This is a genomic window from Paenibacillus sp. BGI2013 (genome assembly GCF_002843485.1).
Classification (GTDB): Bacteria; Bacillota; Bacilli; order Paenibacillales; family Paenibacillaceae; genus Paenibacillus; species Paenibacillus amylolyticus.
Genome location: NZ_PJFA01000018.1, coordinates 91,113 through 106,332, shown reverse-complemented (window position 1 = coordinate 106,332; position 15,220 = coordinate 91,113). Strand labels below are relative to the sequence as shown.

Below are 15,220 nucleotides of genomic sequence, written 5' to 3'. Positions count from 1 at the left end.
GAGAACTGTTTTTGTTACGAGGTCCTAGCCCCTAAAACCGCCACGTTCTCCCGGCTTCCCCCATCGTAAAACGACCACAAAAAAAGGCCAACCAGTAATTACTGGCTAACCTGACAATACGAAAAACCGGCGCGGGGTACCCCATCACCGGTCTCTTCCATTACTTAATGTATTTGTTATTAATCAGAACGTCTTTCAACACATCCGTGGGAATGACGAATTCCACAGAACCCATATAGCCTGGCGCAACGTCATATTCGTTGAAAGCAATCACCAGCTTGCCGTCGTTGTTGATATAGAAGCCTTGATCCTTCGCGATGCTCTGGAACTCACTGGTGATCGGCACGTCGGTAGCTCCCGGAGCCCAGTAAATCTTATTAGGGTCCGCTTTCATTTGCACCTGCATCTGCTCTTTAACGTTGTCGCTGATGAGCCGTACATAACGATCGTCCTTGAACAGCATCGGCAGAGTTATGAGGATTTGGTTTTTCTTATCGATCGTATCAAACTGAAGCTCCTCCGAGGATGAAGCAGCGGTCTTGACCACGTATCTTTGTATAGATAAAATCTCGTCGTTGTCCGTCTTTACTTCATATCCGACATCAAGTCCCAGATGGCCTCCGCCTTGCTTCTTCAATTCGCTGATTTCCGCCTGGAACTTTTCGTAAAGCGCTTTGTTCTCCTTCATATATTTCTCGTTCAACCCGCTTTGCAACTGCTCATTCTCCATATCGGTAATGGAAGGCACTTTGATAATCGCATTGTAATTAGACTCGTCAACCACGTATTCCTTGAACGTGAGCACTTGGATAACCCGGTCCACACCCGGTATGGATGACAATGCTTTCGCTACAGGAGGGCTCACATTGATCGCAACAAGGAACATGACCGCAGCCGCACTGGAAACAGCTAACCATCTGTAATTTGAGCCGCGGCCCCTCCTTCCCTCCTTAGAGAATTTATGAATCGATTGGTTTACAATGCTATCCAATTCATCTGGAATGGGTATTTCTTGATATTCTTTTCGCAGCTGTTCCATGTTATTGTTCATCTTACTCGATCTCCTTTGGTTGTTTCATCATTCATTTTGATTCGCAATAGCTGATGCGCCTGATACAGCCTTGTTTTAATCGTATTCACATTCTCATCCAGCACAGCCGCAACTTCTTCGATCTTCATGTCTTCAAAATATCTCAGTATAATGACGCTCTTGTATTTATCCGGCAAGGATTCGAGCATTCGCTTCAAATCAATGTCCGTATACGTATCTTCTTCCCCGGGGCTGTAGGTTTCGATCATTTCATGATCCATCGCCTGAACCTTTTTGTTACTGCGCAGAAAATCCAGGGCGGTATTCACCACAATCCGGTAAAACCAGCTTTTGACCGCATCTGGGTTCTTCAAAAGTTCGAGATGCGTCATCGCTTTGTATATGGAGTCTTGTACGATATCCAGGGCATCATCCTTATTTTTGACATAGCTATACGCAAGTCGGTATACGTTCTCTTTATGCTCGGTAATACAGTGTGTCAGAATTTTTTCAGTTTTCCTATTGAACATGGCCGATTATTCCTTTTCTATATAAATCTTTTGTCGTAACAAGAAGTAAGACGTATACGGGTTCCCAAAAAGTTTTGGCATCCAAAATTTTTTTCACTTCTGCAAATCGTTCAAGGCCCTCACAAGCAGCTCAGCGTAAACCTCGGTGCCTCTATTAAATGCACCTCGTCCTTTTAAAAATAATCTTCCCATCCTTCACTTACCGAATACCAGTCTACTACCGATGACCGAATTCATTTGAAACTTTCGAAGGTTTCTTTCCGAAAAAACAATGTATCACTCGGAACCGAAAGTTGTTTGGTAGTCTGTAGCGCTTTTGTCGTTGTAGGCTTTCTATAGTAACGATATTTCATATTTTTAATCCGTCTCCTTCTGATCTGTGCCGGTGGAACCACGCTCCCCTCCCTCATTTCCTACCCTGCCACTACCAAAAAATATGTCACCACCATGCAATTAAGAAAAAAGTCGTTTCGCAGCGAAACGACTTCTTTCTTTTATAGGTCAACTAAGTACTTTCTTTCTCTAATTCCCACTTTTCCTCAACCTCTGTATGTTAAAATATAGTAACGCCTTAGCCTATCTCTTATTGAATATAGTTATTTAGGGAGGTCAATATTTAAATGACAAACACCCATAGAATCAATAGGCCGCGCGGAAAAATAGTTGCAGCTGTATTAACTGCAGTTCTCATTTCACTTGCAATGGGGATATATCACTATGTCCCTATAGATGAAAGATTAGAGAATACTTACTATTATTCATTCGGGTATACATTTGCGGTTGGATTATTGATTAACCTCGCTATTTTACTTTTCTTACTTACGCCACTTTCTATATTGGTGGATGGATTACTTTTATACAGAAAAAAAGATAATACGTATAAAAGATTGCTCGTTGCAATCGTTGCATATGGTCTATTAGGCTGCATAGGTGGGATAATCTACTCGATATTTACACGTAACTTCAATACTTTTTCTGCTCAAACTATCCACATTGTTGTATGTTCTCTTGTCTTTTTAACCTTCCAGTTGGTATTAAATCGGAGTTTTCTTCACTCATCTTCACACTGATAAATAGATTGCGTGCCGTCACTCAACCCCGACCAACTTGTACCGAATTTCAATCTCCCCATCTTTGACCCTCATCTGTACCTCACCCATCTGATCTGTCCGATAAATATCTGACCCGGTAGCCTCCAGACGTTCCATCACTCCCGGATTGGGATGCCCATATGTATTGTTAACTCCTGCAGATATCACAGCTGTTTTGGCGTTCCAGTATTGGAGCCAGGCTTCAGTGGACGACGTTTTACTACCATGATGAGCGACCTTTAGAACATCAATGGAGACAGATGCTGCTGAAGCATCTTTTGAATCAACCTGCAACGGGCGTGTAAGTATCCTTTGAACAACTCCCTCTGTAACTCCAATATCTGCACCTTTCTGTTCAAACTGGGCAGCCAAAGAGCCATCCTGAATCATATAGAGCAGGTCTTGCTCGGCTACTGCATCCATATCTCCGGTGAACAACATGGAAGCCCCCGCCATTTCCAGCAAAAAGACAACGGAATCATGATTCTGATGTTCAGATACAGGCAAATTGCCCGATACATTTACATCCATATCTGCCAGATCCGGAGCTATAAAATGTAAACTTGTCTCTTTATCAGCCTTATAGGACATGCCCTGCTGAATGGCGTATAAAGGAATTTTCCGTTCCATGGCTGTATTCAGCAACTTATCAAAGTTATCCTTACCGCTGGTCGTGCCATTAAACATGAAACGTTTAACCGGAATCTGTTCCAGCACAGCCTGTAGTCCTCCGGCATGATCCTGGTCAGCATGCGTTACAATGACAGCGTCCAGTTGATGGATACCTCTTTTTTTCAATAGAGGAACAACCACCTTGGCACCTACCTCATACGGATCACGTCTTGTTTTCCACGATTGTTCGGTGTTCCCAAAACTAACCGTTCCCCCGCCATCCACCAGAATATGTTTGCCTTCCGGGGTTGTAATCAATGTGCTGTCTCCCTGACCAATATCCAAAAACTGCACGATGCCAGCTCCAGCAGGCTTGGGAGTCTGATATGCCCACCATAATCCAGCAATAAAGCTGATTGCGAGCAGCCTGCACAACCATTGCTGAGCTATACTCATTCGTTCATGTGCATAATATCCTGCACCTCGTGCGGTAAATGCACTTGTATATTCCGGCCAGGCAATACTGGCTCCTAATGTCGTTAATGAAGTTTCTTTTCCATCTACACGATTCTTACCTTGATTCTGTAACACGGTAGACATCGAAGAGCGAATGCCCATATTCGCCATTGAAACTGAAGGTTGCCCCCTCACAAGAGGAGCCGTCTCTTCCTCAACAAACGCTGTTTCTTGCTGCTCACCATTGCCACGATGCAACAGGTAGAGTAAGGCATACAACACAGCATAATATGCGGCAATCCATAACAAGGACGGTGTTGCCCAGATCAATACAAAACCTGGCAGGCTGTTCATCCACTCCACGCTTACAAAAGTCAGTTGATTCAGTTGCATCACTATCCATGCGAGGGGTTTCGCCAAGGGAACCCATATGAATGACAGTAACATGGCGACCGTCCCCAGAGGTAATACAATGGCACTAATCAAAGAAACCAGCAGAAAGTTGGCCACAAATGAGAGTAATGAGAACTGATTGAAATACAGAATGGTTACTGGGAACGAAATCAACTGAGCGGTCACTGTAACGGATGCCGTTGCAGCCAGAGATTTCGGCCAGCCGCTGAACAGCCGGTTAATCAATGGCATGTAGATCATCAAACCTGCGGTCACGAGAAAGGATAACTGGAAGCTCACGCTTAGCAAAAAGTACGGGTCCCACCACATCATCAGCAACGCTGCTGCACTGATCATCTGAAGACCGTCTCTGGCGAGACCACGACGTGCCATATACAACCCAATCATGGACATCATTCCTGCCCGAATCACTGAAGGTGAACCTCCGGATAACAGTACATAAGCTGGCACCAGGATCAGAACAATCGTGAGTGCCGTCTCTCTGGTAAGCCTTAGCCAAGATAGAATGAGAAGCAACGAAGCAACATATACTGCGACATGGGTTCCGGAGATTGCCAGGATATGCGTTAAACCCAGTTGTGAAAACTGACCATAGGTACCTGGATCGATATCAGTAGCCATCCCGATAATAAGACCCTTCATATATCCAGCATGAGGCTCTGGAAATAACTGCTCAACCGCCGAGCCCAACTTATGCCTAGTCCAATCCGTCCACCTTAGTATGTTATATTGTCCAAGTCCCTCAGGAGCAACTGCTGTTACCGAACTGGCTCCTTTCACTTTGAACAACCAGTGGATATGCAGGGTACGCAAGTAACTGCGATAATCAAACCCGCCAAAGTTCCTGGCTTCACCAGGAAGGACAAAAGAACCATTAAGCGTAATCAAATCGCCCCTCTTCCAGCCCGCTGCTACCTGTTGTTCTTCTTCCTCCAACAGTCTGACTTGTACCATCAATTGTTCATCTATTTTGAATGCAGATGATGCTGTCAGATCTGCATCTGCTGACGAATCCGATGTTGCCAATATTGAAGACATCTGAATCTTAAAGTCAGCCCGATCTCCATCAATACGTACATCTGACACCAGCTCACCCTGAATTTCAGCTGACCATCCGTCCAACTCGTGAGTAGCGATATGCATGGTCTCCGGCAGACTGCTATGATTGCTTACGTCATTCCACTCCCAATGTGCAGCACCTCCAATAAAGGCAGCGAGTAAAAATAAAACAGACCATCCACGCACATCCATAAAACGAAGCAAAAGTGGCAGACATGCCAGAGCTCCAATTAACCCCCAGATTAACGTCCAGCCTGTTAACGCGCATGCTATCCCGCTCCCGCACAACCAACAAATCGTAAAGCTTAATAATGGTCTGCCTTTCATCTCTACCCCTCCTTCATTTCACCCGTTGAACGCAGAAAAACCCCCGGAAAGCCCATTCAGGCTTGCCGGAGGTTCTCCCTCACGTATTCGACCATATTTACATTAATTGCTCACAGTCATCATCGTTTCCCGCGGGGGCTGGTAATTCTCCAGCCTGCGGAACGTTATGCCCTTCTGTTCCATCATATTGGTAACCTTGCCGGTATCTTTAGGATAAGAACGATGAAACACGATTTCTGTAATCCCGCTATTCGCCAGCATATTGGCACATGTCCAGCAAGGTTCGTCGGTCACATACACGGACGAGCCTTCGCGGTCGATTCGATCTGTGAATAAAAGCAAATTTTGCTCCGCATGAATTGTGCGAATGCATCTTTGCTTTTTCACCATTTCTTCTTGCCCATCGGTCACGACCAACTCATACTCTTCCGATATCATGCAACCTGCTTCAGAACAATCCGGGACGCCGGTGGGTGCACCATTATAGGCTGTTCCCAGCAGTTTCTTTCCCTGAACAAGAACGGCGCCCACATGACGACGCGAACAGCGGGAACGGGTGGAAACCATATACGCGATGTCCATAAAATACGTATCCCAGTCCTTGCGTACCTCTGTACTCATGCTGCTTTCCTCCCGCTTAATACAATTTATATTTTAATTTTACCGGATCTGCACATACGGCGCCATCTTCTCCAGCATCTTCATCCCGATTCCTTTGACCTTTGTCAGATCACTGACTTTCGCAAAAGGACCATGTGCATTCCGATAGTCCACAATAGCTTGAGCCTTCTTCTCCCCAATTCCGGGAAGCTCGATAAGCTTGGAGACAGGAGCGGTATTCACATCAATCTTGCCATTGTCGCCAGATTCCTCACGAACTACAGGTGGATTACTGCTTGATGCCGTCTCCGAGGTAACCGAAAGATCAGAATTCGTACCCTGCGCAACTGGTTCAATCGAATTTGAGGTGTCCGGTGGATTATCATTCGTCTGACTTGTAGTTCGAACAGCTGTATCACCTTCAACCCTAACGCTCGCAAGCCCTTTAGACTCTTCTGCCTTTGTCTCATTCCCAGTCTGCATCCCACTTGCATCAGCTCCCGAAGATGCTCCTGTATTGCCCTGAACCGAAGTAGCCGACTGTACAACAGGGAGTTCCTGCTCTATCGTCGGCTTCTCGGTGCCGAGCTGCAAGGGTTCCCAGCCACTAGGTGGTTGTTCACTTTTGCCCGACCATAATATAAGTATACTTCCAACCACCGCAGCAGCAATGGTCATCCCTTTGTTCCATCTCATTCTTCCACACCTCTCCCTGAATTCAAAATCATTCATTTCGAACACGGGCGGTGCTTCCGAACCGTTGAACTTTCCTGATGAAACAAGTTGTGCATTTTTCATGTCATGTGAAACAGGTCCTCACGCATAGAATAGAGGGAATGAACTGCGCCAGTACCGTAAAGCATGAAAGGAGGCCTGAAACAATGAAGGTTGGATTTATCGGAACCGGCAGCATGGGCAGCCTGCTAATCTATGCCCTGATCCAATCGGGTGCACTTGAGCCCCGGCAGATCGCGGCCAGCAATCGAACCCCGTCCAAAGTACGTCAGTTATCCCTCCGTTACCCCGGTCTGCATGAATCCCAGAGCAATCGGGAAACGGTGATCCGAAGCAACATCATCTTCCTGTGCGTGAAGCCGCTTGAATTCAAACATGTTATTGACGACATCCTGCCTGTCGTGAATCCCAATCATATAATTGTCTCGATCACCAGTCCCGTGCAGCTGCGACATCTGGAATCTTCACTTCCTTGCAAAGTCTCCAAGGTAATTCCCAGCGTCACACACCAAGTCGGCAGTGGAGCATCCCTCTGCATACATGGCGAACGAATGACCAGTGAAGACCGCGCTGTGTTGGAAAGTCTGCTCAGTCATATAGGCAGGCCGTACCAAGTGGATGAAGCCTGTACACGAATCACATCCGACTTCTCCAGCTGCGGACCTGCATTCATATCGTTCTTTTTGGAACAGTGGATCGAAAGTGCAGTGAAGCTGACAGGCATCAAAAGGGCAGATGCCTGCGCTCTGGCTGGCGAAATGCTCCTGGGAACAGGCAAGCTGCTCACCGAAGGAGGATACACCCCGCAAGAGCTTCAGGCTCGTGTCGCTGTACCTGGCGGTATTACCGCTCAGGCACTCGCACTGCTGAAGGTTAGTCTTGACGGCGTTTTCGACAACCTGATCCACACGACACATGACAAATATGATGAAGATTTGTTAAAGCTGGATGAACTATTCCGAGCCGGTGAGATTAACCGGCAACAATATTAACGAGTTTGCCTGGAACGGCAATGACCTTGCGAATGGTCTTGCCTTCCAGCGCCTGCTTAACAGGTGCCAGCTCCATCGTAAAGTCCTGCATACCCTGTGCATCCAGATCCTTCGCGATCGTAGCACGAGTTACAATTTTACCATTTACCTGAACAACGATTTCTACTTCCGCATCCACTGTCATGGACTCATCATATTCAGGCCAAGCCACGTAAGAGATCCCACCTTCGTGACCCAAACGGCTCCACAGTTCCTCTGCCATATGCGGTGCCAGTGGTGACAACAGCTGCACAAATTTCTCCATCGCTTCACGAGGCAGTGTGTCCGCTTTGTATGCATCGTTGATGAAAATCATCAGCTGGCTGATGGATGTGTTGAAGCGCAGATGTTCCAGATCATCCGTAACCTTTTTGATCGTTTTGTGAGCAGTTCGTTTGAACTCATCCGTTCCACCGTCCACCGTAATCTTGTCATTGATGGCTCCTGTGTCTTCGTTAATGAAGAGACGCCATACACGTGACAGGAAGCGGTGCATGCCTTCAACCCCGTTTGCATTCCACGGTTTTGTCGCTTCCAATGGTCCCATGAACATCTCGTACAGACGCAATGTATCTGCACCGAATTCATTCACGATTTCATCCGGGTTAATGACATTACCACGAGATTTACTCATTTTCTCATTATTGGTACCCAGGATCATACCTTGGTTGACCAGTTTGTGGAAAGGCTCTTTGGTCTCCACAACACCCAGATCATACAGCACTTTGTGCCAGAAACGAGCGTACAGCAAGTGAAGTACGGCGTGCTCTGCTCCGCCAATGTACAGATCAACTGGCAGCCACTGCTGCTGTTTCTCCTTGGAGATCAGTTCCTTGTCATTGCGCGGATCGATAAAGCGCAGGTAATACCAGCAGCTACCCGCCCATTGTGGCATGGTATTGGTCTCGCGACGTGCCTTCATTCCCGTTTCCGGATCTACCGTATTCACCCACTCCGTAACATTCGCCAGTGGTGATTCTCCTGTACCCGAAGGTTTGATCTGGTCGATATCAGGCAGCAGCAGTGGAAGTTGATCCTCAGGTACTGTCTTCATCGTTCCGTCTTCCAGATGCAGAATCGGGATTGGCTCACCCCAGTAACGCTGACGGCTGAACAGCCAATCGCGCAGACGATAGGTCACTTTCCCTTGTCCTTTACCGTTCTCTTCCAACCAAGCAATCATCTTGGCAACCGCTTCTTCATTGTTCAGTCCGTTCAAGAAATCGGAATTCACATGTGCGCCATCACCCGAATATGCCTCTTGTGTAACGTCTCCACCTTGAATAACCTCGATGATATCCAGACCGAACTGCTTCGCAAATTCCCAATCACGCGCATCATGACCCGGAACTGCCATAACCGCACCTGTGCCGTAACCTGCAAGAACGTAATCAGCAATCCAGATCGGCAGTTTTGCACCATTAACAGGGTTGATTGCATAAGCGCCAGTGAATACACCTGTTTTGTCTTTGGCCAAATCTGTACGTTCCAGATCACTCTTACGAGAAGCCTGCTCCTGATAAGCCTGAATAGCTTCACGTTGGTCATCGGTTGTAATTGCTTCTACCAACTCATGTTCCGGAGCCAGTACTGCAAAGCTCGCACCGAACAATGTGTCCGCACGGGTAGTGAACACCTTGATAACTTCCTCGCGACCCTCAATGGCAAATACAACTTCCGCCCCTGTCGATTTACCGATCCAGTTGCGCTGCATATCCTTGATGCTTTCAGACCAATCCAGCTCTTCCAGGTCTTCCAACAGACGCTCTGCATACTCGGTAATTCTCAGAACCCATTGACGCATCGGTTTGCGTACAACCGGATGTCCTCCGCGTTCACTCTTGCCATCAATAACCTCTTCATTAGCAAGTACCGTTCCAAGGGCTTCACACCAGTTAACTGCAACTTCATCTACATAAGCCAGACCTTTGTTGTACAGCTGAATAAAGATCCATTGCGTCCATTTATAGTATTCAGGGTCCGTTGTGCTGATCTCACGATCCCAGTCATAGGAGAAACCAAGCGATTTGATCTGGCGACGGAAATTGTCAATATTACGGAATGTAATATCTCGTGGATGTTCACCTGTATCCAGTGCATGCTGCTCAGCAGGCAGACCGAAAGCATCCCAACCCATTGGGTGCAATACGTTGTAACCGCGCATACGTTTGTAACGGGAAACGATATCCGTTGCCGTATATCCTTCCGGGTGACCTACGTGCAGACCTGAACCGGATGGATAAGGGAACATATCCAGTGCATAAAATTTCGGTTTAGCAGGGTCCTCACCCGTTTTAAACGTTTTATTTGCATCCCAATATTGCTGCCAACTTTTTTCCATGACTTGTGGCTGATAGCCGTGTTTCGGCTGGTTATTCTCACTCATCTATTGTTCCTCCTTCAGGTTATTCACTTTAGCTTTAATTGCAACAAAAAAACCTCAGCATCCCGTAGCGTTTGCAGCGCTAGGGACGAGAGGTTGAATTCCCGTGGTACCACCCTAGTTAGTGGACGAACGTGCTTCGTCATCCACTCCCTTTGGACCTGTAACGGCGGTTAACCGATGCGGATTTCCATTCCTGAACCCAAGCTTTATACAAGCAGGTTAAACAGAATGGTGTAATCACCGCATTTCTCCAAGGCGAGTTCGCAAATCACTGTCAACCGGCTTGCACCAACCGCCGGCTCTCTGTTATGTACAGGAATTACTACTGATCCTTATCATCGAAATATGTATACAATATCGGGACCATTATATAAAAAAGCAAGCCCAAAGTCAATATTACACGTTATAATGACCCTTTTAAGTCACACGGTTCGTACCGTTCAATAATACTCGTTGCTGTTCAGGATAACCGAAAACGCTCAATGCCTTCCTCCAGATTATGAATGGTCCAATTCACATGTTCCTGATTATCATATTGACGATAAGCGCACTCAATGCGCAGCACCAGATCAAAGTACAAGTCATAGAGACTTCTTCTTTTCAGCTCACTTTCAGTCGTAATCTCATGCCCATACCCTTTCACAAAACCGGGTGTATAGTTAAAATGACTGAAATAATGCTCCATCAGAGGATCTGCCCACAGTGAACGTTCAAAATCAATAATCGCTGTGATACGACCTTTGTCTACTAGAACATTGCCATCCCACAGATCCCAACTCACAAGAACAGGTTCTTTTACATCGTCCAGCACATCCGATTTCTCTTCAATCAAGCGTCTCAATTCAGGATAATCGATTGAAAATGTAATTCCGGCTTCTTCCCCGTCGGTAAGAATATCATCCATCAGATTCATAAATGCTTCTTTCCATGTGGAATATTGCTGTTTTTGCTCCGAGAAATATCCAAACTTCTCGCCTTTGATTTCATTAATTCGACGATTGTACCGACCGAGCTGGTGTTCAATGGCCTCCTGCTCTTCCGCAGAATATTGATCCTTGACCTGATTATAGGGTGTTCCAGACATGTACTCCATGATAAAATAACGCGCTGAAGCCATAGTTAACGAATCATCATAAGCCAGCACTTGGGGTACGGGAACATCCTGTAGCTCCGTGATGAGGCGTAGTGCCTCAATCTCAGCAATCATGAAATCCTGCTCACAGCGCATCAGATTTGTCGAAGCCGACGGTGCAATTTTGAGTACCACTCGCTGTGCGTCACTCAGTGTAATGAGATATGCATGATTGGCCCAGCCATCCACCATTTCCTTGTAGTCCTGTATACTTGCAGAGAAATGCTGCTCTATTATGGCATTCAACTGTTCTGACGTAAGTCTTGTTTTATATGTACTTTCCATTTCTACACCTCACATTGACATTTGATTTATTTCCTCAGAAAACGCTTTCTATCCGACTATTATCACCTTCTTTACTTTAACTGGCAATACTTTTTGTCACGTCGTTATGTCTTTTCTTGCATTCCTCTACCCTATTTAAGACTATTGCTATTCATTCTCCATAAAAAAATCAAACAAAAAACTGCCCTTATGCACCATAAGGACAGTTCTCATTATTCGCTCTTACTTCACAGCCACGTAGAACAAGCGCTGTGCGCTGTCTCCAGCTTCTTTCCATTCAAAATCCGCATATACCTTCACGTCTCTAAAACCTGCCTTGGACAACTCAAGCTTCATCCAGTCCGGGTTATATGCACGCTGGACATGAACTTCTTCAAACCGCTGATACATATCCTTGCTACCATCATCCACACGCGAAAAAATACTGAGATGATGTTCGATCTCACAGCGATCCTGATCCAGATCACATGTCCAAATATACGACACGGAGCGCTCATCCAGTACAAAAGGCTGCTCTTCATCATAACGAATAAGGGTATTGGGATGATGCACATCAAACAGGAACGTTCCATCAGGCTTCAGCATCTCGTATGTCCGCTGGAATGTTCGAACGACATCTTCTTGTTCAAGCAAATAATTGACGCAATCACAGAAAGATATCACCGAATCCACAGGTTCCGGAACTCGCCATTCCCGCATATCCTGCTGCACCCAACGGACACTGCCCTCACGATACAAGCGATGACCCTGAGGCGTAGCCTCCATCTTGCTGCGTGCAACCGACAGCATATCTGATGAGAGGTCAATGCCTGTAACTTCGAAACCGGAGTTCACGAGCGGGATCGTAATGGAGCCCGTTCCACAGCCAAGTTCAGCGACACTTTTGGGCATTCCATGCTTTTCCCATGCTGTTCTTGCAAACCTTATCCAGTCCGGATAAGGCATATCTTCCATTAATTCATCATACACATAGGCAAATTTCCGGTAAGACATGTCAGGCACCGCACTTTCAATTTCATTTTCCAATCCTGTTAACAAAAGAAAAAACAGGGGCATCCGGTGTTTACCCAGCCTATCCCTGCCTTATCCGAGTTCCATATTACAACTATTTAATCAGGAAGATTACTTGTTTTCACTTTGATCCGCAGGAGCAGATTCGGACAGATACGTCCAGCTTTCCTTTTGGACCACCAATCCGTCTTTCATCAATTTGCCCAAGGCACGCTTGAAGGCAGACTTACTGATGCCAAAGCGTTGCTTGATGATATCCGGCGGAGTTGCATCCGAGTATGGCATGCCACCCATAGGGCGTTCTTTCATAAAGGCGAGCAGCTTGTCTGCATCTTCGTTACGTCCAACTTGTTTGAGTTGAGTCATCGCCAGATTCACACGTCCGTCTTCACGTACCAGTGTCACCCGACATTTCACTTTTTCACCAAGACGCAGCATATGACTACGTTCGGATGAATGAATCATACCAATTGCGCCAAAGCCCAGTACACCGCCCTCTACAAGTACAAAAGTACCCATCTGCAGTGGCTTGTATACCGTCGCTTCAACCCACTCGTTTAACCATGAAGTTGGCGCATGGAAAGACAATGGTGAAAGCTCACGTTCCCCGGCCAATTTGGCACGCAGACGTCCCTGCTTGTCATGTTCCATGATTACAAAGACTTCATCCCCCACTTGAGGACGCAGTTCTTCCAGTTCAGGCAATTCACGAATAGGAAGCAGCAATTGCCGTCCAAGACCCATTTCCAAGAAACAGCCCAGTCGTGGGTGAACATCAGCCACAACCAGTCGTGCCATTTCGCCAAGCATGAGATAAGGCTTTTTCATCGTTACGGCCAGACGATCTTCTGTATCAAAGAATACAAATACCTCAAGCGTCTCACCAATTTTAATATCCCGTGTTAACTCGGTGTAGTGAAGCAGTACATCTTCCGATCCTGTCGTCAAAAAGAAGCCAAACGGAGACACTTCACGTGAAACCGGCAAAGAGACGACTGTTCCAGCAATCAAACTCATACAGTTTCCACCACTTTGGCATCAGACCATAGTCGTTCAATGTTGTAATATTCGCGCTCGTCACGGTGGAAGATATGAACAACAACATCGCCCATGTCCATCAATACCCAACGTGCGGAATCCATACCTTCGATACCTTTGATCGTCGCTCCGGCTGCATGAGCCTGTTTGCGAATTTCAGTGGCAATGGCTTGTACCTGTGTATCGGAATTCCCGTGACAAATAACAAAATAATCTGCCACCAGGGAAACATTAATCAGATCCAACGCTACAATGTTGGATGCCTTTTTGTCGTCAGCGGCAGCAACCGCCATATTCATAAGTTCTTTCGATGATACTGTCATGAACCAACCTCCATAATCTATAATTGTGCAATTAAGTCATTCCGCGACAGCATGGTCAAAGGATAAATGACACGTCGTTGCGAGATCAGCAAGCTGATCGTCGAATCGAATCCGGCAATTAAACCTTCCTCCAGACTACGTTCAGCCTGTTCGCGAATGTGATCCACTCCCGGGAAATCTCGTCCCGGTTCAATGTAATCGGCAAGACATACCACTTTGTCCAGCAAGCTCATGCCTACCCGACCCGAGGTATGCCACCGGATGGCATTAATAACTTCGGAATCTTCCACACCGTAATCACGCTTGGCTACAAAAGCACCGACTTCGGAATGCCAGAGTTGCTTGTCATGCTGCAGAAGTTCCTGGTTTAACCCGTTATCACGGATGACCGCTTCCATCTTCGCTACGGGCCAGTACTTCGCCACATCATGCAATATCGCTGCCAGATCTGCTTTCACAGGATCAGCACCGTATTTTTCAGCCAACATCACTGACGATTCCATTACACCCAGTGTATGCTTCCAGCGTTTTTCCGGCATTTGTCCGGATACGGCTTGAATCAGTTCATCACGGCTTAGTGCCATATAAACCGCTCCTTACAATGTATTGGTGCACTTCATCAGGAATCATGAAGCGTACCGAATGACCTTTGGCCAGACGTCTGCGTACGGCTGTCGATGAAATATCGACCAAGGGCATCTCGGCCAGCAGGACCCGATCCTGTAACTCGTCTGGTAAATCATCCAGATGTAACTGGAAGCCCGGCCGACCAACTCCGATAAAGGTTAAGCGTTCTGCAAGCTCTTCAATCTGCTCCCATTTGGGGAGATAGTTCACCATATCCGCCCCGATAATGAAATAAAATTCATGTTCAGGATGGCGACGCCACAGTTCCTTCATCGTATCGATGGTATAAGACACGCCGCCCAATTCCATCTCGATACCCAGCACCTCATATTGCTGCACACCATTCACAGCCGCTTCCGTCATATCGAGACGTTGCTGTCCCGAAGCTCCGGCTCCGCGTTTGTGAGGTGGAACATGGGAAGGCATGAACCAGATCTCATCCAGTGCATGTGAATCCCTTGCCGCTTCAGCTGCCAGGAGGTGTCCCATGTGGATCGGATCAAACGTACCACCCATGATGCCGATCTTCACCT

14 protein-coding genes and 1 other annotated feature are annotated in these 15,220 nt (G+C 46.7%); of the genes, 2 read left to right on the top strand and 12 right to left on the bottom strand.

What is annotated here, in order from left to right; translation table 11 throughout:
* Positions 1–160: 160 nt before the first annotated feature.
* Positions 161–1,051, bottom strand: coding sequence for an anti-sigma-V factor RsiV (gene rsiV, locus CXK86_RS28895; RefSeq protein WP_076254424.1), 891 nt, complete (start codon positions 1,049–1,051; stop codon positions 161–163).
* Positions 1,048–1,560: an RNA polymerase sigma factor SigV gene (locus tag CXK86_RS28890; protein ID WP_036615117.1), complete on the bottom strand. Its 513-nt coding sequence runs from the start codon at positions 1,558–1,560 to the stop codon at positions 1,048–1,050. Before CXK86_RS28890 ends, rsiV begins: the two co-directional genes overlap by 4 nt.
* Positions 1,561–2,180: 620 nt before the next feature.
* On the opposite strand from CXK86_RS28890, the gene CXK86_RS28885 reads away from it, so the two are divergent.
* A complete protein-coding gene (locus tag CXK86_RS28885) occupies positions 2,181–2,630 on the top strand; it encodes a hypothetical protein (protein ID WP_101314972.1) in 450 nt (149 codons plus the stop codon).
* 18 nt (positions 2,631–2,648) lie between these two features.
* Here the strand turns inward: CXK86_RS28885 and CXK86_RS28880 are convergent, their stop codons facing one another.
* The 3 genes from CXK86_RS28880 to CXK86_RS28870 all read right to left on the bottom strand — a co-directional run bounded on the left by CXK86_RS28880 (position 2,649) and on the right by CXK86_RS28870 (position 6,815).
* Positions 2,649–5,519 carry a ComEC/Rec2 family competence protein gene (locus tag CXK86_RS28880; protein ID WP_101314971.1) on the bottom strand — a complete coding sequence of 957 codons (2,871 nt, stop codon included), beginning with the start codon at positions 5,517–5,519 and terminating at the stop codon, positions 2,649–2,651.
* 102 nt (positions 5,520–5,621) lie between these two features.
* The gene (locus tag CXK86_RS28875) at positions 5,622–6,140 is read right to left on the bottom strand and encodes a deoxycytidylate deaminase (protein ID WP_017687196.1); all 519 of its coding nucleotides are present in this window, start codon (positions 6,138–6,140) and stop codon (positions 5,622–5,624) included.
* 39 nt (positions 6,141–6,179) lie between these two features.
* Positions 6,180–6,815, bottom strand: coding sequence for a ComEA family DNA-binding protein (locus CXK86_RS28870; RefSeq protein ID WP_076254417.1), 636 nt, complete (start codon positions 6,813–6,815; stop codon positions 6,180–6,182).
* A 185-nt stretch (positions 6,816–7,000) separates the two neighbouring features.
* On the opposite strand from CXK86_RS28870, the gene comER reads away from it, so the two are divergent.
* Positions 7,001–7,846: a late competence protein ComER gene (comER, locus tag CXK86_RS28865; RefSeq protein ID WP_036668550.1), complete on the top strand. Its 846-nt coding sequence runs from the start codon at positions 7,001–7,003 to the stop codon at positions 7,844–7,846.
* Here comER and leuS read toward each other — a convergent pair.
* The 7 genes from leuS to CXK86_RS28830 form a co-directional block, all read right to left on the bottom strand.
* The gene (gene leuS / locus CXK86_RS28860; RefSeq protein WP_036615125.1) at positions 7,827–10,271 is read right to left on the bottom strand and encodes a leucine--tRNA ligase; all 2,445 of its coding nucleotides are present in this window, start codon (positions 10,269–10,271) and stop codon (positions 7,827–7,829) included. The two genes, comER and leuS, sit on opposite strands and share 20 nt — an antisense overlap.
* 78 nt (positions 10,272–10,349) lie before the next feature.
* Positions 10,350–10,619: a binding site (T-box leader), on the bottom strand.
* A gap of 112 nt (positions 10,620–10,731) precedes the next feature.
* Positions 10,732–11,688 (bottom strand): phosphotransferase family protein, encoded by a 957-nt coding sequence (locus CXK86_RS28855; RefSeq protein ID WP_101314970.1) that lies wholly within the window; start codon positions 11,686–11,688, stop codon positions 10,732–10,734.
* A 222-nt stretch (positions 11,689–11,910) separates the two neighbouring features.
* Positions 11,911–12,681, bottom strand: a complete 771-nt coding sequence (locus CXK86_RS28850) for a class I SAM-dependent DNA methyltransferase (protein ID WP_076254435.1) — start codon at positions 12,679–12,681, stop codon at positions 11,911–11,913.
* A 129-nt stretch (positions 12,682–12,810) separates the two neighbouring features.
* Positions 12,811–13,716 (bottom strand): CvfB family protein, encoded by a 906-nt coding sequence (locus tag CXK86_RS28845; RefSeq protein ID WP_036668546.1) that lies wholly within the window; start codon positions 13,714–13,716, stop codon positions 12,811–12,813.
* Complete coding sequence (rsfS, locus tag CXK86_RS28840) at positions 13,713–14,060, bottom strand: ribosome silencing factor (protein WP_036615136.1); 348 nt, start codon at positions 14,058–14,060, stop codon at positions 13,713–13,715. The genes CXK86_RS28845 and rsfS overlap by 4 nt, the downstream gene beginning before the upstream one ends.
* Positions 14,061–14,077: 17 nt before the next feature.
* Positions 14,078–14,644, bottom strand: coding sequence for a bis(5'-nucleosyl)-tetraphosphatase (symmetrical) YqeK (gene yqeK, locus CXK86_RS28835; RefSeq protein WP_076254414.1), 567 nt, complete (start codon positions 14,642–14,644; stop codon positions 14,078–14,080).
* Entirely contained in the window at positions 14,628–15,218 is a 591-nt protein-coding gene (locus CXK86_RS28830; RefSeq protein ID WP_076254412.1) for a nicotinate-nucleotide adenylyltransferase, read from the bottom strand. The genes yqeK and CXK86_RS28830 overlap by 17 nt, the downstream gene beginning before the upstream one ends.
* Positions 15,219–15,220: the final 2 nt, after the last annotated feature.

What these genes read in the sequence shown, in the direction of transcription:
- rsiV (WP_076254424.1), bottom strand. Translation starts at nt 1,051, where the DNA reads ATGAACAATAACATGGAACAGCTGCGAAAAGAATATCAAGAAATACCC.
- CXK86_RS28890 (WP_036615117.1), bottom strand. Translation starts at nt 1,560, where the DNA reads ATGTTCAATAGGAAAACTGAAAAAATTCTGACACACTGTATTACCGAG.
- CXK86_RS28885 (WP_101314972.1), top strand. Translation starts at nt 2,181, where the DNA reads ATGACAAACACCCATAGAATCAATAGGCCGCGCGGAAAAATAGTTGCA.
- CXK86_RS28880 (WP_101314971.1), bottom strand. Translation starts at nt 5,519, where the DNA reads ATGAAAGGCAGACCATTATTAAGCTTTACGATTTGTTGGTTGTGCGGG.
- CXK86_RS28875 (WP_017687196.1), bottom strand. Translation starts at nt 6,140, where the DNA reads ATGAGTACAGAGGTACGCAAGGACTGGGATACGTATTTTATGGACATC.
- CXK86_RS28870 (WP_076254417.1), bottom strand. Translation starts at nt 6,815, where the DNA reads ATGAGATGGAACAAAGGGATGACCATTGCTGCTGCGGTGGTTGGAAGT.
- comER (WP_036668550.1), top strand. Translation starts at nt 7,001, where the DNA reads ATGAAGGTTGGATTTATCGGAACCGGCAGCATGGGCAGCCTGCTAATC.
- leuS (WP_036615125.1), bottom strand. Translation starts at nt 10,271, where the DNA reads ATGAGTGAGAATAACCAGCCGAAACACGGCTATCAGCCACAAGTCATG.
- CXK86_RS28855 (WP_101314970.1), bottom strand. Translation starts at nt 11,688, where the DNA reads ATGGAAAGTACATATAAAACAAGACTTACGTCAGAACAGTTGAATGCC.
- CXK86_RS28850 (WP_076254435.1), bottom strand. Translation starts at nt 12,681, where the DNA reads ATGTCTTACCGGAAATTTGCCTATGTGTATGATGAATTAATGGAAGAT.
- CXK86_RS28845 (WP_036668546.1), bottom strand. Translation starts at nt 13,716, where the DNA reads ATGAGTTTGATTGCTGGAACAGTCGTCTCTTTGCCGGTTTCACGTGAA.
- rsfS (WP_036615136.1), bottom strand. Translation starts at nt 14,060, where the DNA reads ATGACAGTATCATCGAAAGAACTTATGAATATGGCGGTTGCTGCCGCT.
- yqeK (WP_076254414.1), bottom strand. Translation starts at nt 14,644, where the DNA reads ATGGCACTAAGCCGTGATGAACTGATTCAAGCCGTATCCGGACAAATG.